Here is a 22,480-nt window from a genome sequence, read left to right as displayed (position 1 = left end):
GCCCGGCGGGTGCGACGCCCCGCGCTAGGCCTCCTGGCTCGCCGCCCAGGCGTAGGCCGGCACGTCCCGCAGCAGGTCGGCGTGCCGCCCGCGGGCAGCGAGGCGGGCGGGGGCGCCGTCGTCGTGCTCGGGCTGCTCGAGCAGGAGCACCTCGTCCGCGTCGCGGGCCGAGGCGAGGCGGTGGGTGGCGACGACGACGGCGCGGCCGGTGGCGCGGGCGTGACGGGCGAGGGCGGCGACGACGGCGTCGGCCGTGGTGGCGTCGAGGTGCTCGCCGGGTTCGTCCACGAGGAGCACGCGGGCCGGGCTGAGCAGCGCACGGGCGACGAGCAGGCGCCGGCGCTCCCCGCCCGAGACGGTGGTGGCGTCCCCGCCGAGCACGGTGTCGAGGCCGGCGGGCAGGGCGTCGAGCCAGCCGCCGAGGCCGACGGCCTCGAGCGCGGCCCGGGCGTCGTCCGGGGTCACGTCCCCGCGGGCGACGCGCAGGTTCTCCAGCACGGTGGTGTCGAAGACGTGGCCGTCCTCGGCGACGAAGAGGGTGGGAGAGGCGGTGGCGGTGCGCACGGCGCCCGCGCGGGCGGGCAGCAGCCCCGCTGCCGTCATGAGGAGCGTCGTCTTGCCGACGCCCGAGGGCCCGACCAGGGCGACGACGCCGCCCGGCCGCAGCTCCAGGTCCACCCCGACGACGGCGGGCCGCGACCCGGGCCACCCGGCGGCCACCCCGTCGAGCCCGAGCACCGCTCCACCCGTCTCGGCTACCACGGGCGGCGTGCCAGAGTCGGCGCCCGGCACACCTCGCTCTGGTCCTGCCACCTCGGGGAGCGCGTCGGGGAGCAGGTCGGTCAGCCGCCGGGCGGCCTCGCGTGAGCGGCGCAGCTGCACCGCCGCGGCGGGCAGCACGCTCGTCACCTCGAACACGGCCAGCGGGGTCAGGACGACGACGGCGAGCTCGACCGGGGCGAGCGAGCCGCCCACCTGCACCGCCCCCATGCCCAGGGCGAGCGCGGCCACGACCGAGAGGGTCTGCACGCCCGCCGAGATCGCGGCGGAGACGCCGGCGGTGCGGGCGCCGTCGTCCCCCGCGGTGGTGAGACGGGCGTCGGCCTCGCGCAGCGCGGCGAGCTCGGCGTCGAGGCGCCCGGCGACGCGCAGCTGCTGGCCCTCCTCGAGGATGCCCAGGGCGCGCGTGGTGACGTCGGCGCGGGCGGCGGTGCCCTGCACCTCCGTGGTGGCCGCGGCGCGGGCGGCGAGCCACGGGGCGAGCACGCCGGTGAGCAGCAGGCAGCAGAGCAGGGCGAGCCCCGCGGCCGGGAGGAACGCCCCCACGAGCGCGACGGAGCCGAGCCCCACCACGAGCGCCACGCCGGCGGGCACGAGCGCCCGCACCACCACGTCGCCCACGGCGTCGACGTCGGACCCGACCCGGGCGAGCAGGTCGCCGCGGCGCAGCGCCACCACACCGGTGACCGGGCCCCGCGCCATCGCGTCGTAGAGGTTGGCGCGCAGCGCCGCCATGCCGCGCAGGGCGACGTCGTGCGAGGCGAGGCGCTCGAGGTACCGGAAGACGCCGCGGCCGATGCCGCAGGCGCGGACCGTGACCACCGCGACCGACAGGGACAGCACGGGAGGCATCTGGGACGCGCGGGCGATGAGCCAGGCCGAGACGGCCGCCAGGCCGACGGAGCAGCCGAGCGCGAGCGACCCGAGCAGCACGGCACGGACCACGCGGGCACGGCTGACCTCGAGCAGCGGCAGCACCCGCAGCAGGGGGTCGTTCACCGCAGCACCTCCGCGCCGTCGAGCGCCGGGCGCGGCGCCGGGGTGGCCGTGAGCTCGTGGGAGACGACGTCGACCACCTGGTCGGCCAGCGCGAGCAAGGACGCGCGGTGGGCGATCACGACGACGGTGCGGCCGGTGTCGCGCCAGGCCCGCACGGTGTCCAGCACGACACGCTCACCCTCCGTGTCCAGGTGCGCGGTGGGTTCGTCGAGGACGACGAGCGGCCGGTCCCCGCCGGCCAGGAGGGCGGTGGTGAGGGCGACGCGCTGGCGCTGGCCGACCGACAGGCCGACGCCGCCCAGGCCCACGGGCGTGTCCCACCCGGCCGGCAGCGTGGCGGCGACGGTGTCGAGACCGGTGGTGCGCGCGGCGGCCCGCAGGTCCTCGTCGCTCACCGGGCCCCCGCCGACGACATCGCGCAGCCGCCCTGGGGCGATGGCGGGCCGCTGGGGGACCCACACGACCTGCGACCACCACCACGCGTGGTCGAGGTCGTCCAGCCGGACGGGCGGCCCGCCGTCGGCGGGCTCGACGGCCACGTGCCCGGCGTCCGGACGCAGCAGCCCCAGCAGCACGAGAGCCGCCGTCGACTTCCCGGAGCCGCTGGGGCCCCGGAGCGCGACCACCCGTCCCCGCCCGGCCTGGTCCGGCGCGAGCGGGATCCGGGCGGTGAGCCCGGACGGCGCCTCGACGGCACGGTCCCCGGCCCGCACCGTGACGCCCTCCAGGACGACGGCCCCGACCCGCCCGGCCACCGCGCCCTCGCCACCCGCGGCGACCGGCGTCTCCAGCACGGCGAACGCCTTCTCGGCCGCCGCGAGCCCGTCCGTGGAGGCGTGGAACTGGGCGCCCACCTGCCGCAGCGGCAGGTACACCTCGGGCGCGAGCATGAGCACGGTGAGCCCGGCCTGGAGGGTCATGTACCCCTCGACGAGCCGCAGCCCCACCCCGACGGCGACGATCGCGACGGAGAGGGTGGTGAGCAGCTCGAGCACCATGCCGGAGAGGAACGCGACGCGCAGCGTGCCCATCGTGGCCCGCCGGGAGGCGTCCCCGAGGGCGCGGACGCGTGCGCCGGGCCCGGACTCGCGGCCGAACGCGCGCAGGGTGGGCAGCCCCGCGAGGAGGTCGAGCACCTGCGCACCGAGCCGCTGCACGACGGCGAGGCGTCGTTCGGAGGTGCCGGCGGTCATGACGCCGACGAGCCACATGAACAGCGGCACCAGCGGCAGGGTGACCACGCAGACGAGGAACGAGACCCAGTCCAGCCCGAGCACCACCAGCAGGACGGCGGGGGTCACGAGCGCGGTCAGGAGCAGGGAGGGCAGGTAGCGCACCAGGTACGGCTCGAGGTCGTCGAGGCCGCGGGTGGCGAGGGTGGCGACCTCGGCCCGCCGGGCGCCGGTGGCCCAGCGGGGGCCGAGCGCGACGGCGTGGGTGACGACCTGCTCGCGCAGCTCGGCCACCGTGCGTGCCGCGGCCCGCTGCGCCCACCGCTCCTGCGCCCACGCGACGACGGCCCGCGCCGCCGCGACGGCGACGAGCGCGGTCAGGGTCGTGGTCGCGACCGTGCCGTCCACCGTGCGGTCGCGCACGAGGGTCGCGAGCAGCCCGGCCACGAGCACCGCCTGGGCGACGATCAGCCCGGCCGAGGCCACGCCGAGCACGGCCGTCAGGACGACGTAGCGGCGCGCGGCGCGGGCCCGGCGCAGCAGGCGGGGGTCGAGGGGCTTCACGAGCGGGTCACCCCTGCCGTCAGACGAGGTCGGACGGCTTGACCGCCGGGACGCTGTGGCCGAACGCGGCGTCCTTGACCTTCTTCCACGTCAGGCCGGCGGGGGCGGGGATGTGCGCGGTGCTCAGGCGGCGGCGGAACACCCAGTACGTCCAGCTCTGGTAGGCGAGCACCACGGGGGTGAGGAACACGGCCACCCACGTCATCACCGTCAGGGTGTACGGGGTGGAGGCGGCCTCGGCGATGCTCAGCGAGCTGCCGCCGTCGAGGCCGGGCATGACGTCGGGGAACATCGAGCCGAAGATCAGCACGACGGCGGCGACCAGCGCACCGGCCGAGAGCGTGAACGCCCAGCCCTCGCGGCCGCGGGCGTTGGTGACGACGACGCCGACCAGGCAGGCCGCCGCCACGGCCACCGCGCCCCACGTCCAGGTCACCGAGTAGGCGACCTGCGCCCACACGGCCCAGCCGCCCGCGACCACGAGGGCAGCGACCGAGAGGCCGCCGGCCACGCGCCGGGCCCGGTGGCGGATGTCGCCGTCCGTCTTGAGCGCCACGAAGACCGCACCGTGCAGCAGGAACAGCACGAGCGTGGTGAGGCCGCCGGCGAGCGCGAACGGGTTGAGCAGCGCCCAGAACCCGCCCACGTACTGGTGGTCGGCGTCGAGCGCGACCCCGCGGACCAGGTTGCCGAAGGCGACGCCCCACAGGATCGCGGGCAGCCAGGAGCCGGCCTGGATGGCCCAGTCGCAGCGGCGGGCCCAGCCGGGGTCGGAGATCTTGCCGCGGTACTCGAACGCGACGCCGCGCACGATGAGCGCGAGCAGGATGAGCAGGAGCGGCACGTAGAAGCCGGAGAAGAGGGTGGCGTACCACTCGGGGAACGCGGCGAAGGTGGCACCGCCCGCGGTGATGAGCCACACCTCGTTGCCGTCCCAGACGGGGCCGATGGTGTTGACGAGGACGCGCCGCTCGGTCTCCCGCTCCTCCTTGCTGCCGCGGGGCAGCACGGACATCAGCATGCCGACGCCGAAGTCGAAGCCCTCGAGCACCAGGTAGCCGGTCCACAGGAGGGCGATGATGACGAACCAGAGGATCGCAAGGTCCATGTCAGGTCTCCAGGTCTCGTGGGTCCGTCAGTACGCGAAGGACAGCGGGCGGTCGGCGTCGTCGTCGGAGCCCTGCTCGGCGCGGGCCTCGGGCGACTCGTCGTGGACCTCGGGCACGCCCTCGACCGCGTAGCGGTGCATGAGGCGGTACCAGACGACGGCGAGCACGCCGTAGACGAGGGTGAAGATCACCATGGAGGCGAGCAGCACGCCGGGGGAGACCACGGTGGACACGCCGCGCTCGGTGAGGAGGCGGATGTCGTCGATGCCCGTGGGGTTGGGGACCACGACCCAGGGCTGGCGGCCCACCTCGGTGAAGATCCAGCCGAAGGACGCGGCGGCGAACGGCATGGGGATGGCGAGGAGGCCCAGGCGCGAGAGCCACAGGTTGTCGGAGGTGCGGCCACGACGGGTGGCCCACAGCGCCCAGGTGCCCAGGGCGGCGGAGAAGACGCCGAGCCCGATCATGAGGCGGAAGGCCCAGTAGGAGATGGCGAGCGGCGGGGTATAGCGCACGGGCTCGCCCGAGGCGGTGGTGTCGCCGAACCGCTCGGTGTACTCGCGCTGCACGTCGTTGACGCCCGGGAGGTAGGACTCGGGGCCGGAGAAGTGCCCGGTGCCGAGGTAGCTCGCGACGCCGGGGACCTCGAGCACGTGGACGAGCTCGTCGCACGTGGCGTCGAGGGGGCCGATGGTCAGGATCGAGAAGGCGGCGCCCTCCTGGCCCTCGCACAGCGCCTCGGCGGCGGACATCTTGCCCGGCTGCTGCTGGTACATGATCTTGCCCTGGATGTCGCCGGAGACGATGACGCCGACGCCGGCGACCATCGTGACCACGGCGCCGAGCACCACGGCGGGGCGGTAGGTGGCGCGGGCGAGGTCGACCAGCTCGGGCTTGCGGGTGCGGACCAGCCGCACCATCCACCACGTGGCGATGCCGCACACGAACGTGCCGGCCACGAGGAACGCCGACGTGATGGTGTGCGGGAACGCGGCCAGGAGCGTGCTGTTGGTGAGCACCGCCCCGATGGACTCCATCTCGGCGCGCCCCGTCTCGGGGTTGTAGACGGCGCCGACCGGGTGCTGCATCCAGGAGTTGGCCGCCAGGATGAAGTACGCGGAGAGGTTCACGGCCACGGCGAAGAGCCAGATGGCCGTCAGGTGGACCTTCTTGGAGACCCGGTCCCAGCCGAAGATCCACAGGCCGAGGAACACCGACTCGACGAAGAACGCGGCGAGCGCCTCCATGGCGAGCGGTGCGCCGAAGACGTCGCCCACGAACCGTGAGTACTCGCTCCAGGCCATCCCGAACTGGAACTCCTGGACGATGCCGGTGACGACACCGAGCGCGAAGTTGATGAGCAGCAGCTTGCCGAAGAACTTCGTCAGCCGGAGCCACTTCTCCTTCTTTGTCACGACCCACGCCGTCTGCATGCCGGCCACGATGGGCGCCAGGCCGATCGTGAGCGGGACGAAGATGAAGTGGTACACCGTCGTGATGGCGAACTGCCACCGGGCGAGGTCGAGAGCGTCCACGTGCTTCTCCTGGTCTCGGGCGAGTGGTGCGCCGGCACGTGAGTCTCCGCACGTCGGGGCGCGGGACCAGACTGCTCGTGAAGACTTTCACAAGTCAATATGACGCGATGTGACCTCCATCTCGGCGCGGTCTGACCGCATCCCCCGACAGGCGATCTGCGGTCGGAGAGCAGGGCGCGCGAGGCTGCGGCGTGGCGAGGCGACGCCGGAGGGCCCAGAGGGTGCGATACTGGGGCGCAGCCGCCGGGGCCACATCACCCAGGCAGCCACGAGCCCGCAGCTCCCGCGTCCGCACGCGGTGCCGCGGCCAGGACTCGAACGGAGCCCCGGCCGCCCGGCGTCCGCGAAGACGATGGAGCCGCCGGCCGCGACCGAGACTTCCGTCCGGCGCCGCGCTCAGGAGCGCGGTCCGGACGACGACCGCCCGGCGGTCCACAGGTGTGGGGTGGGCGGCAGGGCAGCAGGAGCACGCCACGTGACCTCTGACAGCACCCACGACGCGACCGACGCCGAGGGCACCGCCTCGCGCAAGCCCGCCCGCCGCCGGGCCACCCGCGCCGCCGGCGGACCCGTCGCGACGCCCGCCCCCGACCTGGGCATCACCCTCCCGAGCCGTGACGAGGCTCCCGTCTCCGGCACGGCCGACCCGGCCGCCGTCGCCCCCGCGCCCGTCGCGGAGCCGGCGCCCGCCGCCCCGGCGCGTCGCAGCCGCCGCGCCTCGCGGCCGACGTCGACCCCGGCGCCCGCCGAGGGCCTGAGCCTCGACGACATCCTCCTGCCCGAGCGCCCGGCGCCCGCCGCCGAGGCCCCGCCCGTGAAGGTGACCGCCGGCCGCTCCAGCGGCACCGGCTCCCGCCGGGCCGTGCGCTCCCTCGACGACATCGTGCTCCCGGGCGGCGACGACGACGCCGCACAGCCGGCCGAGCAGGCCGCCGCCCCGGCCGAGGAGGCGCCCAAGAAGGCCAGCCGCTCGCGTCGCGCCCGCACGGAGAAGCCGGCCGAGCCGGTCGCTGCCGAGCCGGCTGCCGCGGAGACCCCGGAGCCGGTCGCGCCCGCCGCGGCCGACGCCGAGCCTGCCCCCGCCGCGGCCGACGCCGCGCCGAAGAAGGCGACGCGCTCGCGCCGCAAGAAGCCCGAGACCGCCGGTGCTGCCGTCGCGCCCGAGCCTGCTGTCGCCGCTGCTGCCGAGCAGGCGGAGAAGCCGGCCGAGACGCCCGCCGCCACCGCCCCCGGATCCACCACCCCGCGCCTGGCCACCACGGCCATGCTGTTCCAGGCCCCCGACCTGTCCGCCTCGCGCCGCCCGCGGCGTGCGCAGGCGCCCGCCGGGCCCCCGCGCCCGCACGATGACGATGCCGCCGAGGCGCAGCAGACGCAGACGGAGGCGGCGGAGCCCGCCGCCGAGACGGCCGAGGCCCCCGCCCAGGGCGGCCGCCGGTCCTCGCGGCGTGGCCGCGGCAAGAGCGGCGAGGCGCCCGCCCGCGCACAGGAGAAGGTCGTCGAGCCCGGCACGAGCACCGAGGAGACGGCGGAGCAGCCGGCCGTCGCCGCTCTCACGGACGACGACGTCGCCGCGGCCGAGGAGGTCGCCGCCATCGAGGCCGAGCTCGTGGCCGACGGCGTCGAGCTGGTCGACCTGGCCCCCGAGGACCTCCTGGAGGAGGCCGCGGACGCCGAGATCGAGCAGGCCGACGACCGCCCGCGCCGTCGTCGTCGCCGTGGTGGCCGCGGCCGCCGCGGGGGACGTCGTGGAGACGGCTCGGACGAGCAGGGCGACGAGGTCTCCGACGAGCAGGACGACGAGGGGGACGAGCCCGAGGACGCCGACCAGCAGGAGGACGCGGTCGAGGACGGCACCGACGAGCACGGCGACGACGAGTCAGGCTCGTCGCGCCGTCGTCGCCGCCGTCGTCGGGGCTCGCGCGCCGAGCGCGCCGAGTCCTCCCGCCCGCGCGAGCGGGACGAGGTCACCGCCCTCAAGGGGTCGACGCGCCTGGAGGCCAAGCGCCAGCGCCGCCGCGAGGGTCGCGACGCCGGGCGCCGCCGCCAGATCATCACCGAGGCGGAGTTCCTCGCTCGCCGCGAGTCCGTCTCCCGCTCGATGATCGTGCGGGAGAAGAACGGCCGCACGCAGATCGCGGTGCTCGAGGACGGCGTGCTCGTGGAGCACTACGTGTCCCAGCAGTCGCAGTCCTCGATGGTCGGCAACGTCTACCTGGGCCGCGTGCAGAACGTGCTGCCGTCCATGGAGGCCGCGTTCGTCGACGTCGGCAAGGGCCGCAACGCGGTCCTGTACGCCGGTGAGGTCAACTGGGACGCCGCGGGCCTCGACGGCGGTCAGCCGCGCCGCATCGAGCAGGCCCTCAAGTCGGGTGACTCCGTGCTCGTCCAGGTCACCAAGGACCCGATCGGCCACAAGGGCGCCCGGCTCACCTCGCAGATCACGCTCGCCGGCCGGTACCTGGTGTTCGTGCCCGGCGGTGGCATGACCGGCATCAGCCGCAAGCTGCCGGACGTCGAGCGCAACCGCCTCAAGAAGATCCTGCGTGACGTCGTCCCCGAGGGCGCCGGAGTCATCGTGCGCACCGCCGCCGAGGGCGCGAGCGAGGAGGAGCTGCGCGCCGACGTCCAGCGGCTCGAGTCGCAGTGGACCGCCATCACCACCAAGGCCGAGAAGTCCTCGACCAGCGCCCCGGCGCTGCTGCAGGGCGAGCCGGACCTCGCGATCCGCGTGGTGCGCGACATCTTCAACGACGACTTCTCGTCGCTCGTCGTCCAGGGCGACGGCGCGTGGCAGGAGATCTCCTCCTACGTCGAGGAGCTCGCGCCCGACCTGCGTGAGCGTGTGTCCAAGTGGGTCGAGAACGGCGACGTCTTCGCCGCGAACCGTGTGGACGAGCAGCTCGCCAAGGGCATGGACCGCAAGGTCTGGCTGCCCTCCGGGGGCTCGCTGGTCATCGACCGCACCGAGGCCATGACGGTCATCGACGTCAACACCGGCAAGTTCACCGGCGCCGGCGGCACGCTCGAGGAGACCGTCACCCGCAACAACCTCGAGGCGGCCGAGGAGATCGTCCGCCAGCTCCGCCTGCGCGACATCGGCGGCATCATCGTCATCGACTTCATCGACATGGTGCTCGAGTCCAACCGCGACCTGGTGCTGCGTCGCCTGGTCGAGTGCCTGGGCCGCGACCGCACCAAGCACCAGGTCGCCGAGGTGACGTCGCTCGGCCTGGTCCAGATGACCCGCAAGCGTGTGGGGCAGGGCCTGGTCGAGGCGTTCAGCGAGACCTGCGAGCACTGCAAGGGCCGCGGCTTCGTGGTGCACGCCGAGCCGGTCGAGAAGGGTGGCAACCACCACCACGGTGAGCCCGTCGAGGCCGAGGGCGAGTCGAAGCGCTCGCGCCGCAAGCGCGCCAAGCAGTCTGAGGCGACGCCGCACGCGGACGTGCCCAAGCTGCCCGAGGACAGGTCCGAGGCGCGCGAGGCCGTCAAGGCCACGCTGGCCACGATCGCCGCCGCCGCGGCGCACGCTCACGACCACAAGGACGACGACGTCGCCGCCCCGGTCGGCGCGGAGCACGAGGTCGCGTCGGAGGAGGCCACCGAGGCTCCCCGCTCTGCGGCCGACGAGACGGACGTCGCCGCGGACCCTGCGGCCGAGGCTCCCACGGAGCCCGCTGACGCCTGACCGGTCGCGACGACGGACGGCCCGGTTCCCTGCGGGGGACCGGGCCGTCCGTCGTCGCGGTGCTGCCGTGCCGTCAGCTCCTGCGGGCCGTCACGGTCGCCGCGCTGTTGACTGGGGGCATGGACGTCGCTACGGGGCGCATCGAGGTGGTCGCCGGCCCCATGTTCGCCGGGAAGTCCGAGGAGCTGGTGCGCCGGGTGCACCGCTCACGGCTCGCCGGGCGCGGGGTCGTGGTCGTCAACCACGTGCTCGACACCCGCTCGGGCAGCGGTCGGGTCGCGTCGCACTCGGGACTCACCACAGCCTCGCACTCCGTGGCCAGCGCGGGCGACGTGCCCGGCCTGGTGGTGCCCGGTACGGAGCTGGTCGCGGTCGACGAGGCGCAGTTCTTCGGGCCGGACCTGGCGGACGTGGTGCTGGGGCTCGCCGACACCGGGCTCGTCGTCGTGGTGGCAGGGCTGTCCGTCACCTTCGACGGGCGCCCGTTCGAGCCGTTGCCCACGCTCATGGCCGTGGCGGAACGGGTCGACAAGCTGACCGCGGTGTGCGCCGTCTGCGGGCGCGACGCCGCCTACCACGTGCGCCTGCCCGGGCCGGAGAGCGGCGGAGACGGCGGGGAAGGGGCGCTGGTGCCGACGTCCGCGCACGTGGGCGGGGCCGAGACCTACCAGGCCCGCTGCCGCCGGCACCGGCACGGGTGACCTGCCGGCCCGCGTGACCTGCCGGCCTGCAGCGGTCTACGCCCAGACGGGCTGGGGGGCGCTCTCCGCGGTGCCCGAGGGGTTCACGAGCGCGTGCACGTGCATGTCGTGCCAGCCGTCGTCGTGCCGCACCGCACCGCGGCGCACGCCTTCGGCGTCGAGACCCGCGCGCACCGCGGCCCGGCAGGAGGCCGCGTTGCGGGTCGAGTGCTCGAGCTCCAGACGGTGGAACCCCGCTGCGAAGGCCCAGCTGACGGCGACCCGCAGGGCCGCGGGCACCACGCCCTGGCCGCGGGCTGCGGGCACGGCCCAGTACGAGGCACCGGCCACGCCGTCGCGCAGGTCGAACGCGTTGAGCTCGGTGCGGGCCAGCAGGGTGCCGTCCGCCGAGACGACCGCCCACGACGCTCCCGAGCGGGAGTCCCAGCGCGCACGCCACTGCGCCAGCAGCCCACGAGCCTCAGCCACGGTGCCGAGGCGGCGCGCATGCCAGCGCTGGATCGCCCCGTCGGAGTACGCAGCCTGCACGGCCGGGGCGTCGTCGGGCGTCCAGGGGCGCAGCGTCAGCGGTCCTACGCCCTCGACGCGGGCGCCGGTCAGCACGGGCGGCTCGGCGGCGTCGAACAGCGGAGAGGCCGCCACTGCGTCCGGGAACGCCTGCGTCGCGGCGTCCCCGGGCACCACGACCGGCTCCCACGCCGTGGTGCGCAGCAGTCGTGGCCGGCGTGCCGGCACGCCGGTACGCCGCACGCTCACACGCCCCGGAGCCGGTGGTACGCGGGGCAGTCGAACGGGTCGCGGGCGGCCAGGCCAACCTCGTTGAGATAGCGCACCACGATCAGGTAGGAGCGCACCAGGCTGGTCTCCACGTACGGCGTCGACGTGCGGGCGCAGTGGGCGCGCACCAGCTCCCTCGCCCGCGCCAGGTGCGGGCGGGGCATGCTCGGGAACAGGTGGTGCTCGATCTGGTGGTTGAGGCCGCCCATGAGCACGCTCATCAGGTGCCCGCCGCGGATGTTGCGGGACGTGAGCACCTGCTTGGAGAAGAAGTCGATCCGGCTCTCGGCCGGGATGATGGCCATGCCCTTGTGGTTCGGGGCGAACGACGCCCCCATGTACACGCCGAAGACGGCGAGCTGGACGCCCAGGAACGCCGCGGCCATGCCGAGGGGGAGCGCCCAGCACACCACCGCGACGTACAGGCCCAGGCGCAACGCGATCGTGGCCAGCTCGGTCATGCGCGTGCGCCGGTCGGACCTGTCGCCCTGGAGGAGGGAGCGCACGGAGGTGACGTGCAGGTTCAGCCCCTCGAGCGTCAGGAGGGGGAAGAACGCCCAGCCCTGCACCCGCGTCAGCGGTCGCAGCAGCCGGTGCTGGGCACGGGCACCCTCCGGGGTGAACACGACGGTGTCGTTCTCGATGTCCGGGTCCTTGCCCACGCGGTTCGGGTTGGCGTGGTGCCGGGAGTGCTTGGTCATCCACCACGAGTAGCTGATGCCCACGGCACCGTTCGCCAGCGCCCGCCCGAGCCGGTCGTTGGCGGGGCCGGAGGCGAGCACCTGCCGGTGCGCGGCCTCGTGCGCCAGGAAGGCGAGCTGCGTGAGCACGATGCCGAGCCCGGCGGCGATCAGCAGCTGGAACCACGAGTGGCCCAGCAGCACGAACCCGGTGACCAGGCCGCCGAGGGCCACCGCGAGAGCGGCACCCGTCCAGGCGTAGTAGCCGTAGGCGCGGGTCAGGAGACCCGCCTCACGGACCGTCTGGGACAGCGCCGTGTAGGTGCTGGTGGTCCGGTTCGGGCGGAGGGTGGTGGGTGCGACAGGGGGCACGGTGCCTCGCAGGGGGTCGGGCCGACTTCCCAGCCGAGGAGATGAGCGGACGCTCGTTGGTGCGGATGCCTCGACCCTACGGGACCGTAGGTTGCGGCGCGAGCACTCGATGTGAATCTCTCGCGCAGGTGCGGGCGGCCCGCCTGCCGGCACCGCCTCCCAGGGCCGCACAGGTCTGTGGCGGTCCGGGCCGGACCGCTCAGTCTTCGACGAGCGGCACGAAGGAGTAGGTGCCGTGCTCGGTGACGGCCACCGTGCCGTCGTCGGCCCTGGTCGCGAGCACCATCGTCTGGCGCACGGGAACCACGAGGCGGCCGCCCGGGGCGAGCTGGTCGACCAGCGCACCGGGCAGCGCGTCCGCGGCCGCCGAGACCAGCACGCGGTCCCAGCCGCCGGCACGCGGAGCGCCGAGCACCCCAGGTGTCGCGGCCACGACCCGCGCCCACGGCGTGCGGGCGCGGGCGACGTTCTCCGCACCCCACGCGGCGAGGTCGGCGTGACGCTCGACGCCCAGCACCTCACCCTCGGGCCCCACGAGGTGCGCCAGGAGCGCCGTCGTCCAGCCCGAGCCGGAGCCGACGTCCAGCACCCGCTGCCCGGGGTGCGGGTCGAGCAGGCGCAGCATCGCCACCACCGTGCTGGGCTGCGAGCACGTCTGCCCGTGCCCGATCTCCAGCGGCCGGTCCTGGTCGGCGTACGCGCGGCGCGCCCGGGGGAGGAACCCGCGGCGGTCGACCGCCCGGACGGCCGCGGCGACCGCGTCCTCGGCGTCGTCCATGCCGTCATCGTCCGTCGTCGGGCGCGTGCTCACACGCGCTCGCCCCGACGCCGCACCCTGGTGCGCGCTCGCCCGGTGCCGCAGCCCCGTACGCGCTGAGGCGCCCGCCCTGAGGGGCGGGCGCCTCAGCGTGCGGTGCCGGCCCGCGTGTCGCCGGCACCGGGGCGTGCGTGGGCTCAGGCGCGCGGGGCCGTCAGCTCGCCCTCGGCTCCCTCGCCGCCGTCACCGGCCTCGTGCTGGTCAGCAGCACCGTCGCGGCGGGCGGCCTTCTCGCCGGGCTCCCCGGACTCGGCATCCTGTGCGTCCTCCTCGCCGTCGGCGGGCTCCTCGGGCGTGTACCAGTCGGTGAGCGCGGGGTCCTCCGTGTCGAGCCATGCACCGGCGCCCTTGTCGGGCTCGGCGGGCACGACGCCGATGACGAAGTCGTCGCCGTGCTCCTCGATGCCCGTGCGCACGCCCTGGACGAGAGCCTCGCGGGCGTAGCGGCGGCGGATGGTCTGCGGGTCGCGGGCCAGGTCCTTCGCCCAGGCCACCATGATCAGCACGACGACGACGGCGAAAGGCAGGGCCGAGACGATCATGAGGCTCTGCAGCCCGGAGAGAGCCACCTGGCCACCGCCCACCAGCAGCACCGCGGCGATCGTGGCGAGGGCGATGCCCCACACCACGGTGTTCCAGCGCCGGGGCGCCGGGTTGCCACGCTCGGACAGGCTGGCCATGACGATGGAGGCGGAGTCCGCGCTCGTGACGAAGAAGATGACGATCGAGATCATCGCCAGCACCGAGGTGACGGCGCCGAACGGCAGGTTGTGCAGCAGCGTGAACAGCATGTCCTCGCCGGACTGCGCGGAGCTCAGCGCGCCGGCCGTCTGCTCGAACCACATGCTGGTGCCGCCCACGATCGTGAACCAGATCAGGCACACGGCGCTCGGGACGACGATCACCGTCATCATGAACTCGCGCAGCGTGCGGCCACGGCTGATCTTCGCGATGAACAGGCCCACGAACGGCGTCCACGACACCCACCAGGCCCAGTAGTAGGTGGTCCACGAGCTCATGAAGCCCTGGGCGTCCGGAGTGGTGGCGGCCGACTGCGCCATGAGCTGCGGCAGATCGCCGAGGAACGTCATCATCACGCCGGGCATCAGGTTCAGCAGCAGCACCGTGGGGCCCACGGCGAAGATGAAGATCCCGAGCAGGCCCGCCACGGCCATGTTGATGTTCGACAGGGCTCGGATGCCGCGCTTGAGGCCCGAGACGGCCGAGAACACGAAGGCGACGGCGAGCACGGCGATGATGCCGACGATCGCGCCGTTGCCCAGCGGGCCCACACCGGTGACGATCTCGGCGCCGCGGCCGATCTGCAGCGCGCCGATGCCGAGCGAGACGGCGGTGCCGAACAGGGTGACGACGATGGCGAACACGTCGACGACGGCACCCAGCGCGCCCTCGGTGCGCTTGCCGAAGATCGGCTCGAGCAGCGCAGAGATGAGGGGGGAGCGGCCCTTGCGGTACGCGCCGTAGGCGACGGCGCCACCCACCAGCGCGTAGTAGGCCCACGCCACGGGGCCCCAGTGGAAGAGGGTCTGGGCGAGGGCGACGTGCATCGCCTCGTTGCTGCCGGCCTCGACGTCGGAGTACGTCGGCGGCAGGGTCTGGAAGAACGTCATGGGCTCCAGCGGCCCGTAGAACAGGAGCCCGATGCCGATGCCGGCGGAGAAGAGCATCGCGACCCACGAGACGGTCGAGAACTCGGGCTCCTCGTCGTCCATGCCGAGGCGGACGGAACGGTACCGGCCGAAGCCGATCCACATCATGAAGAGGAAGACGACCACGGTCAGGAGGCTGAAGAGCCACCCGAAGTCGACGGTGACCATGGTGAACGCGGCCCCGGACGCGGCCGAGAGGGAGGTGGGGCTCAGCACGCCCCACGCGATGACGCCGACCACCAGGACGGCGGCGATGCTGAAGACGATCTTGTCGATCCCGAAGGACCGTCCGGCGCGCTCGACACCGAGCCCTGGCAGGAGCGCGGGGTGCACGCCCTCGGCGGTCGAGGGGTCGGTGACCTCGCGCAACGCCTGCTTGATGCGGTGTCGCTGCGCGCCGTCGGTATGACTGGCCTCGCCGCCGGACGACGTGGTGCGGGTGCTCGCCATGGAGCCTGTCCTCTCGTCGAAAGGGTGTGGAGAAGAGCTGAACAGCATTGAACCGTCAAGAAACGACCAACGAGGCTAGCAGAAGGTCCCTTCGTGGAGGTGGAATCCTTGACCAGGTCGCGCCCTGGACCATAAGAATCGCGCGTGCACGCGCACGCGCGCGGCGCTGTCGCTCTACGATCGGCCTGCGTCTGGCTGTCGGCAAGAGGAACGCGGCGCGGCCCGCTCGGCGCCCGTGTGCCACCTCACGTTCGGGGTCCGCGAGGTCTCGTGTAGTCTTGGACGTCGGCGCGCCCATCGGCGTGCCTGTCCCGTGTGCCTCGCGGACGCACCGCACTCGACCGCCGCGGCGGACCGAGTTGCCGACCAAGACGGTGTAGGACGCCGTGCGGCACGCCCAGACCAGGAGAGATGCAACGTGGTTTACGCGATCGTCAAGGCCGGTGGCCGTCAGGAGAAGGTGTCCGTGGGGGACATCGTCGTCATGGACCGTGTCGAGGCCAAGGCCGGCGACACCGTCGAGCTGCCCGCGCTGCTCCTGGTGGACGGGGAGAAGGTGACCACCGACGCCGCCAAGCTGGCGAAGGTCAAGGTCACCGCCGAGGTCGTCCGGGACGAGAAGGGCCCGAAGATCACGATCCTCAAGTACAAGAACAAGACCGGCTACCGCAAGCGCCAGGGTCACCGCCAGAGCCTGACCCGCCTCAAGGTCACCGGCATCAAGTGACTTCCCGCCGGAGCGACGGCCCCGCCCCGCTCCGCCAGGTCTGATCCCCGTTCTTCCGTACGAAAGCAGGTAGCCCCAGATGGCACACAAGAAGGGCGCGAGCTCCTCGCGCAACGGTCGTGACTCGAACGCCAAGTCGCTCGGCGTCAAGCGCTTCGGCGGCCAGGTCGTCAAGGCCGGCGAGATCATCGTCCGCCAGCGCGGCACCCACTTCCACCCTGGCCAGAACGTCGGCCGCGGCGGCGACGACACCCTGTTCGCGCTGACCGCCGGCTCGGTGGCGTTCGCGACGCGTCGTGGCCGCAAGGTCGTCGACATCGTGTCGGCCGAGGCCTGAGCCTCACCACTCTCTCGCGAGGGGCGCACCGCACGACGGTGCGCCCCTCGCGTTGCTTCGAAAGGATCTGACCATGGCGAGCTTCGTCGATCGAGTCGTCCTCCACGCCGCCGGCGGTGACGGTGGCCACGGCGTCGCGTCGATCCGCCGTGAGAAGTTCAAGCCGCTCGCCGGCCCGGACGGCGGCAACGGCGGTGACGGCGGCAGCGTGCGTCTCGTGGTGGACCCGCAGACCACCACGCTGCTGGAGTACCACCACTCGCCGCACCGGCGGGCCACGAACGGCACCCAGGGCATGGGCGACGACCGGGACGGCGCCAACGGTCCCGACCTGGTGCTGCGCGTGCCGGACGGCACCGTCGTCAAGGACATGGACGGCAACGTCCTGGCCGACCTCGTGGGAGCCGGTGCCGAGTACGTCGTCGCCCAGGGCGGCCGCGGCGGTCTGGGCAACCGCGCCCTGGCCTCGCCCAAGCGCAAGGCGCCCGGCTTCGCCCTCCTGGGCGAGCCCGGCGAGGTCGCCGACGTCGTGCTCGAGCTCAAGACGATCGCCGACGTGGCCCTCGTGGGCTTCCCGAGCGCCGGCAAGTCCTCGCTCGTCGCGGCCGTCTCGGCCGCGCGGCCCAAGATCGCCGACTACCCCTTCACGACGCTGGTGCCCAACCTCGGGGTGGTCGAGGCCGGCGACACCCGGTTCACGGTCGCCGACGTGCCGGGCCTCATCCCGGGGGCGAGCGAGGGCAAGGGCCTGGGGCTGGAGTTCCTGCGCCACATCGAGCGCACCGCCGTCATCGTGCACGTGCTCGACTGCGCCACGCTCGAGCCCGGCCGCGACCCGATCACCGACCTCGACGTCATCGAGGCCGAGCTGGCGGCGTACGCCGGGGACCTCGGGATCGAGGGCGGCCGTGTGCCGCTCACCGAGCGTCCGCGCCTGGTGGTGCTGAACAAGATCGACGTGCCCGAGGCGCGCGAGCTGGCCGACCTGGTGCGCCCTGAGCTGGAGGGCCGCGGGCTGCGCGTGTTCGAGATCTCGACCGCGAGCCACGAGGGCCTGCGCCCCCTGACGTTCGCGCTGGCGCAGATCGTGGCCGAGGCCCGCGCCCAGGCGCCCGCGCCGGAGCCGACGCGCGTGGTGCTGCGGCCCAAGGCCGTGGACGAGGCGGGCTTCACCGTCACGCCCAAGAACGACCACGACGGCCTCTACTTCGAGGTCCGGGGTGCCAAGCCCGAGCGGTGGGTGCGCCAGACGGACTTCAACAACGACGAGGCCGTGGGCTTCCTCGCCGACCGGCTCGCCAAGCTGGGTGTCGAGGAGCAGCTGTTCAAGGCCGGGGCCGTGGCCGGTGACGAGGTGCGCATCGGTGACCCGCGCAACGCCGTGGTCTTCGACTGGGAGCCCACGCTCATGACGGGCCCCGAGCTGCTGGGCGCGCGCGGCACGGACCTGCGGCTCGACTCCAGCGCCCGGCCGTCGCGTGCCGACCGTCGCCGGGAGTTCCAGGAGCGCATGGACGCCAAGACGGAGGCGCGCCGGGAGCTGTGGACCGAGCGCGAGGCCGGCCACTGGACGGACCCCGACGCCGACTGAGCTCGCCGTCGAGGCTGCCGCCGGGAGGCGCCGCACGCTCTGGCGTGCGGCGCCTTCGCCGTCCCCGCGGCTCGGCACGACCGCCCCCGGTGGCGTCTGGGCGAGCAGGCGGCAGATGCCACCGCCGGCCTGACACCGGCTTTCGAGGCAGGGGCCACCGGGAGCCACAAGGCCCATGAGACCCACCGAGCCGACGGGGCCCACGGGACGAAACGGGGCGACGCCAGCCCCGCGGCTGGCCCATGATGTGGGCGTGAACCTGCCCGTCTCCCGTTCCGCGCTCCCCGTCGCCCGCAGGGTGGTCGTCAAGATCGGCTCCTCGTCCCTCACAGGACCGGACGGGCGTCTCGACGTCGACGCGCTCCGTTCCCTGGTCGACGTGCTGGCTGCGCGCCGTGCGGCGGGGACCCAGGTGGTGCTCGTGACGTCGGGGGCCGTCTCGGCGGGTGTGGGGCCGCTGGGGCTGAGCACGCGCCCGCGGGACCTCGCGACCCTGCAGGCGGCCGCCTCGGTCGGGCAGGGGCTGCTCGTGGCGCGCTACACCGAGGCGTTCGCCCACCACGGTCTCGGCGTCGGGCAGGTGCTGCTCACCGCGGAGGACACGGTGCGGCGGGTGCGCTACAAGAACGCGGAGCGGGCGCTGTCCCGGCTGCTGACGCTCGGCGTCGTGCCCGTGGTGAACGAGAACGACGCCGTGACCACGGACGGGTTCAAGTTCGGGGACAACGACCGGTTGGCGGCCCTCGTGTCCCACCTGGTGCGGGCTGACGCGCTGGTGCTGCTGACCGACGTCGACGGCCTGCACGACGCGCCGCCGTCGCACCCCGGCGCACGGCGCATCCCGTACGTCGGTGACCTGGCGGAGGTGGCGGACGTCCCCGTCACGGCCCGGGGCAGCGCGCTCGGGACCGGCGGCATGGTGACCAAGCTGGAGTCGGTGCGGATCGCGACGGCGTCGGGCATCCCGGTGGTGCTGACCGCGGCGCGCAACGCCGCGGGGGCGCTCGGGGGCGACGACGTCGGGACGTTCTTCGCGGCGACCGGCCGCCGGGCGTCCGCGCGGCGCCTGTGGATCGCGCACGCCGCGGGCGTCCGCGGCCAGCTGCACGTGGACGACGGCGCGGCCCGGGCGGTGCTGGGCGGGCGGGCGTCGCTGCTGCCCGCGGGGATCACACGGGTCGAGGGCGAGTTCGACGCCGGCGACCCGGTGGACCTGGTGGCCCCGGACGGCACCGTGGTGGCGCGGGGCCTGGTCGCGTTCGACTCCCAGGAGCTGCCGGCTCTGCTCGGGCGGCACACCGCGGACCTGCGGGAGGAGCTGGGGGAGGGCTACGACCGCGAGGTGGTGCACCGCGACGACCTGGTGCTCGAGCCTCGGGCAGCCCGTCCGCGCCGGACGTCGAGCTGAGCGCCGGCCCGCGGTGAGCGCCGGGCGAGGTCAGGCGGAGGCGGGGACGTCCTCCTCGAGACGGCGCCCCTTGAGCTCCACGAGCATCGCGGAGCCGACCATCGCCAGCACGAACGCGGCGGCGAACACGGCGAACACCCCGGCCGTGCCGATCACCTCGCGCAGCGGCAGCACCAGGAGCGGAGCCAGGATGGAGGCGAGCCGACCGAACGCCGTGGCGCTGCCCGAGCCGGTGGCGCGCACCGACGTCGGATAGCTCTCCGGCGTCACCGCGTACAGCGCGCCCCACGCGCCGAGGTTGAAGAACGACAGGGCGATGCCGGCGGTGAGGATGGCGGGCACGGAGGACGCGAGGCCGAACCCGACGGCGGACAGGGCCGAGCCCGCGAGGAACGTGACCAGCACGGCGCGGCGGCCCCACACCTCGATGAGCCAGGCGGCCACCGCGTACCCGGGGAGCTGGGCGAGGGTGATGACGAGGGTGTACCCGAAGGAGCGCACCATGCTGAAGCCGTCCTCGACCAGCAGGGTGGGGATCCACGTGAAGGCGCCGTAGTAGGCGAAGTTCACGCCGAACCAGGTGAGCCAGAGCGCGACGGTGCGGCGGCGCAGCGCGGCGGTGAACAGTGCACGGACGGGCACGCGCCGGGCGGGGCCGGCGTCGGGCAGGGCGCCCCGCGCGCGCTCCCGTCCGCCGTCGGGCGTCGCGGGTGCCGGCACCCCGGCGGACTCCTCGAACGCACGGACGGCCGCCTCGGCCTCGGCGTGCCGGCCCCGGTGCTCGAGGAACCGCACGGACTCGGGCAGGCGTGCCCGCACGTACAGGGCCCACGCGGCGGGGGCGAGCCCGATGGCGAACGCCCACCGCCAGCCGTCGTCGGACGTCGGCACGAGCAGGAGCCCGACCACGGCGGCGGCGACCCAGCCGACGGCCCAGAACGACTCGAGGATCACCACGACACGGCCGCGGATGCGTGCGGGCGCGTACTCGCTGACGAGGGTGGAGGCGACGGGCAGCTCGGCGCCGAGGCCGAGGCCGACGACGAACCGCAGCACGAGCAGGACGGCGATGCCACCGGCGAGCGCGGAGGCGCCCGTGGCCAGGCCGTAGACCAGCAGGGTCAGCGCGAACACCTGGCGCCGCCCGACCCGGTCGGCGAGCAGCCCGCCGAGCGCGGCCCCGACGGCCATGCCCGCGAACCCGATTGAGGCGAGCAGCGACCGCTCGCCCGTGGTGAGGGCCCACTGCTCGGCGACGGCGACCAGGACGAACGACATGATGCCGACGTCCATGGCGTCCAGGGCCCAGCCCACCCCGGAGCCGACCAGAAGCCGGCGGTGGGCGCGGGTGAAGGGGAGGCGGTCCAGACGCTCGGTGCGCGTCGGGGCGGGCGCCGGGGCGCCCGGCGGAGGCGTGGTCATGCGGGGATTGTGCCCGTTCCTGGTGCTGGCCGGCGGCGCGGCGCACCGCCGCCCGCGTGCCGGACGCCGGCTGCGGCCGCCGGGGAGGCGGTCGTAGGCTCGGTGGCATGACCGCCGCCACCGGACCTGCCGTGACCCCTGACGCCGAGACGGCCGCTGCGGCGGCGCCGACACCGGCCGTGCCGGGCGCCGCCGAGCCCGACGTCGAGACCGCCGTCCAGGACGTCGCCCGCCGCGCCCAGGTGGCGGCCCGGGCGCTCGCGACGGCGCCGCGCGGCGTCAAGGACGCGGCCCTGCACGCGCTGGCGGACGCCCTGGTGGCTGCCGGGGACGAGCTGGTGGCGGCGAACGCGGAGGACCTGGAGCGCGAGCGGGCCGGGGGGATGAGCTCGGGCCTGCTCGACCGGCTGGCGCTGACCACCGAGCGGGTCGCCGGGATCGCCGCGGCCCTGCGGGACGTCGCGGCGCTGCCCGACCCGGTCGGCGAGGTGGTGCGCGGTCAGACCCTGCCCAACGGCCTGCGGCTGACCCAGCTGCGGGTGCCGATGGGCGTGGTCGGCATGATCTACGAGGCGCGGCCCAACGTGACGGTCGACGCCGCGGGGCTGGCGCTCAAGAGCGGCAACGCGGTGATCCTGCGAGGCGGTTCGGCCGCCTCGCGGTCGAACGAGGTGATCCTGCGGGTGCTGCGCGAGGCGCTCGAGGCCCAGGGGCTGCCTGCGGACCTGGTGCAGAGCGTGGACCGCTACGGCCGCCCGGGCGGGGTCGCGCTCATGCGGGCGCGCGGGCTGGTGGACGTGGTGATCCCGCGTGGTGGCGCGAGCCTCATCCGTACCGTCGTGGAGCAGTCCACGGTGCCGGTCATCGAGACCGGCGTGGGCAACGTGCACGTCTACGTCGACGCGAGCGCGGACGTCGCGCAGGCGGTCGACATCGTCCTCAACGCCAAGACGCAGCGGGTGGGGGCCTGCAACGCCGCGGAGACGCTGCTGGTGCACGCGGACGTGGCCGAGGCGTTCCTGCCCCGTGCCCTGGCTGCCCTGCACGGGGCCGGCGTGGTGCTGCACGGCGACGAGCGGGCGGTCGCCCTCGCTCCGGAGGCCGTCGAGGTGGTCCCCGCCACCGACGACGACTGGGCCACCGAGTACCTGGCGCTCGAGCTCGCCGTCCGGGTCGTGGGCTCGCTCGACGAGGCGATCGAGCACGTGCGCACCTGGTCGTCCGGGCACACGGAGGCGATCCTCACCAACGACCTCACCGCCGCGGACCGGTTCGTCGCCGAGATCGACTCGGCCGCCGTCATGGTCAACGCGTCGACCCGCTTCACCGACGGGGGCGAGCTGGGGCTCGGGGCGGAGATCGGCATCTCGACGCAGAAGCTGCACGCGCGCGGTCCCATGGGCCTGGCCGAGCTCACCACCACCAAGTGGGTGGTGCGCGGCCAGGGGCACGTCCGGCCGTGAGAGACTGGGCGGGCGTGCCGATCGCTCGGCCGCCACGACTGGTAGTGACCACAGGAGGAGAACCGTGCTGCAGACCGCCGTCCAGGCCGCGCAGGAGACCGTCGAGCACGCGGGTGGCGTGCACCCCGTGGCCCTCGGCCTCATCGCCTTCGGCGGGCTCGTCTTCGCCCTCGTGGTCACGTACGCGTTCCGCAACGTCTGGAACCGTCACTGAC

At 74.3% G+C, this 22,480-nt stretch carries 17 protein-coding genes; 8 read left to right on the top strand and 9 right to left on the bottom strand.

Annotated features, from left to right (window positions below; translation table 11 throughout):
- Positions 1 to 24: 24 nt before the first annotated feature.
- The 4 genes from cydC to DNL40_RS12595 are packed head-to-tail and all read right to left on the bottom strand — an operon-like array spanning position 25 to position 6,159.
- On the bottom strand, positions 25 to 1,779 hold the full coding sequence (gene cydC, locus DNL40_RS12610; protein ID WP_111251612.1) for a thiol reductant ABC exporter subunit CydC: 1,755 nt from the start codon (positions 1,777 to 1,779) through the stop codon (positions 25 to 27).
- Entirely contained in the window at positions 1,776 to 3,515 is a 1,740-nt protein-coding gene (cydD, locus tag DNL40_RS12605; protein ID WP_111251611.1) for a thiol reductant ABC exporter subunit CydD, read from the bottom strand. Before cydD ends, cydC begins: the two co-directional genes overlap by 4 nt.
- A 19-nt stretch (positions 3,516 to 3,534) precedes the next feature.
- Positions 3,535 to 4,623, bottom strand: coding sequence for a cytochrome d ubiquinol oxidase subunit II (gene cydB, locus DNL40_RS12600; protein WP_111251610.1), 1,089 nt, complete (start codon positions 4,621 to 4,623; stop codon positions 3,535 to 3,537).
- 27 nt (positions 4,624 to 4,650) lie between these two features.
- Entirely contained in the window at positions 4,651 to 6,159 is a 1,509-nt protein-coding gene (locus DNL40_RS12595; RefSeq protein ID WP_111251609.1) for a cytochrome ubiquinol oxidase subunit I, read from the bottom strand.
- Positions 6,160 to 6,634: 475 nt separating this feature from the next.
- On the opposite strand from DNL40_RS12595, the gene DNL40_RS12590 reads away from it, so the two are divergent.
- Positions 6,635 to 9,850, top strand: coding sequence for an Rne/Rng family ribonuclease (locus DNL40_RS12590; protein WP_245885903.1), 3,216 nt, complete (start codon positions 6,635 to 6,637; stop codon positions 9,848 to 9,850).
- A 119-nt stretch (positions 9,851 to 9,969) separates the two neighbouring features.
- Positions 9,970 to 10,551 carry a thymidine kinase gene (locus DNL40_RS12585; protein ID WP_111251665.1) on the top strand — a complete coding sequence of 194 codons (582 nt, stop codon included), beginning with the start codon at positions 9,970 to 9,972 and terminating at the stop codon, positions 10,549 to 10,551.
- 36 nt (positions 10,552 to 10,587) lie between these two features.
- Here DNL40_RS12585 and DNL40_RS12580 read toward each other — a convergent pair whose 3' ends face one another.
- The 4 genes from DNL40_RS12580 to DNL40_RS12565 all read right to left on the bottom strand — a co-directional run bounded on the left by DNL40_RS12580 (position 10,588) and on the right by DNL40_RS12565 (position 15,317).
- Complete coding sequence (locus DNL40_RS12580; protein ID WP_245885902.1) at positions 10,588 to 11,301, bottom strand: GNAT family N-acetyltransferase; 714 nt, start codon at positions 11,299 to 11,301, stop codon at positions 10,588 to 10,590.
- A gap of 2 nt (positions 11,302 to 11,303) precedes the next feature.
- Positions 11,304 to 12,380 (bottom strand): fatty acid desaturase family protein, encoded by a 1,077-nt coding sequence (locus tag DNL40_RS12575; RefSeq protein ID WP_111251607.1) that lies wholly within the window; start codon positions 12,378 to 12,380, stop codon positions 11,304 to 11,306.
- Positions 12,381 to 12,579: 199 nt separating this feature from the next.
- Positions 12,580 to 13,158, bottom strand: a complete 579-nt coding sequence (locus tag DNL40_RS12570) for a protein-L-isoaspartate O-methyltransferase family protein (protein ID WP_111251606.1) — start codon at positions 13,156 to 13,158, stop codon at positions 12,580 to 12,582.
- A gap of 176 nt (positions 13,159 to 13,334) precedes the next feature.
- Positions 13,335 to 15,317 carry a BCCT family transporter gene (locus DNL40_RS12565; protein WP_146252099.1) on the bottom strand — a complete coding sequence of 661 codons (1,983 nt, stop codon included), beginning with the start codon at positions 15,315 to 15,317 and terminating at the stop codon, positions 13,335 to 13,337.
- Between the two features lie 418 nt (positions 15,318 to 15,735).
- Here DNL40_RS12565 and rplU point away from each other — a divergent pair, with 418 nt between their 5' ends.
- The 4 genes from rplU to proB all read left to right on the top strand — a co-directional run bounded on the left by rplU (position 15,736) and on the right by proB (position 19,380).
- Entirely contained in the window at positions 15,736 to 16,044 is a 309-nt protein-coding gene (gene rplU, locus DNL40_RS12560; protein ID WP_111251605.1) for a 50S ribosomal protein L21, read from the top strand.
- 79 nt (positions 16,045 to 16,123) lie between these two features.
- Positions 16,124 to 16,381 (top strand): 50S ribosomal protein L27, encoded by a 258-nt coding sequence (gene rpmA, locus DNL40_RS12555; protein WP_111251604.1) that lies wholly within the window; start codon positions 16,124 to 16,126, stop codon positions 16,379 to 16,381.
- Between the two features lie 73 nt (positions 16,382 to 16,454).
- Positions 16,455 to 17,972: a GTPase ObgE gene (obgE, locus tag DNL40_RS12550; RefSeq protein WP_111251603.1), complete on the top strand. Its 1,518-nt coding sequence runs from the start codon at positions 16,455 to 16,457 to the stop codon at positions 17,970 to 17,972.
- 253 nt (positions 17,973 to 18,225) lie between these two features.
- A complete protein-coding gene (proB, locus tag DNL40_RS12545) occupies positions 18,226 to 19,380 on the top strand; it encodes a glutamate 5-kinase (RefSeq protein WP_425450781.1) in 1,155 nt (384 codons plus the stop codon).
- Between the two features lie 30 nt (positions 19,381 to 19,410).
- Here the strand turns inward: proB and DNL40_RS12540 are convergent, their stop codons facing one another.
- Complete coding sequence (locus DNL40_RS12540; RefSeq protein ID WP_111251601.1) at positions 19,411 to 20,802, bottom strand: MFS transporter; 1,392 nt, start codon at positions 20,800 to 20,802, stop codon at positions 19,411 to 19,413.
- A gap of 107 nt (positions 20,803 to 20,909) precedes the next feature.
- Here DNL40_RS12540 and DNL40_RS12535 point away from each other — a divergent pair, with 107 nt between their 5' ends.
- Together DNL40_RS12535 and DNL40_RS16490 are read left to right on the top strand one after the other, a co-directional pair.
- Entirely contained in the window at positions 20,910 to 22,265 is a 1,356-nt protein-coding gene (locus tag DNL40_RS12535; RefSeq protein WP_111251600.1) for a glutamate-5-semialdehyde dehydrogenase, read from the top strand.
- 64 nt (positions 22,266 to 22,329) lie between these two features.
- Positions 22,330 to 22,479, top strand: coding sequence for a hypothetical protein (locus DNL40_RS16490; protein WP_179951071.1), 150 nt, complete (start codon positions 22,330 to 22,332; stop codon positions 22,477 to 22,479).
- Position 22,480 lies beyond the last annotated feature (1 nt).

This window comes from Xylanimonas oleitrophica (genome assembly GCF_003244315.1).
GTDB lineage: Bacteria > Actinomycetota > Actinomycetes > Actinomycetales > Cellulomonadaceae > Xylanimonas_A > Xylanimonas_A oleitrophica.
This window is presented reverse-complemented; position numbering and strand designations above follow the sequence as displayed.

Bases quoted from the DNA above. Each gene is read 5' to 3' on its own strand.
- DNL40_RS12565 (WP_146252099.1), bottom strand. From the start codon at position 15,317: ATGGCGAGCACCCGCACCACGTCGTCCGGCGGCGAGGCCAGTCATACC.
- DNL40_RS12585 (WP_111251665.1), top strand. From the start codon at position 9,970: ATGGACGTCGCTACGGGGCGCATCGAGGTGGTCGCCGGCCCCATGTTC.
- DNL40_RS12570 (WP_111251606.1), bottom strand. From the start codon at position 13,158: ATGGACGACGCCGAGGACGCGGTCGCCGCGGCCGTCCGGGCGGTCGAC.
- DNL40_RS12535 (WP_111251600.1), top strand. From the start codon at position 20,910: ATGACCGCCGCCACCGGACCTGCCGTGACCCCTGACGCCGAGACGGCC.
- obgE (WP_111251603.1), top strand. From the start codon at position 16,455: ATGGCGAGCTTCGTCGATCGAGTCGTCCTCCACGCCGCCGGCGGTGAC.
- cydB (WP_111251610.1), bottom strand. From the start codon at position 4,623: ATGGACCTTGCGATCCTCTGGTTCGTCATCATCGCCCTCCTGTGGACC.
- rpmA (WP_111251604.1), top strand. From the start codon at position 16,124: ATGGCACACAAGAAGGGCGCGAGCTCCTCGCGCAACGGTCGTGACTCG.
- DNL40_RS12540 (WP_111251601.1), bottom strand. From the start codon at position 20,802: ATGACCACGCCTCCGCCGGGCGCCCCGGCGCCCGCCCCGACGCGCACC.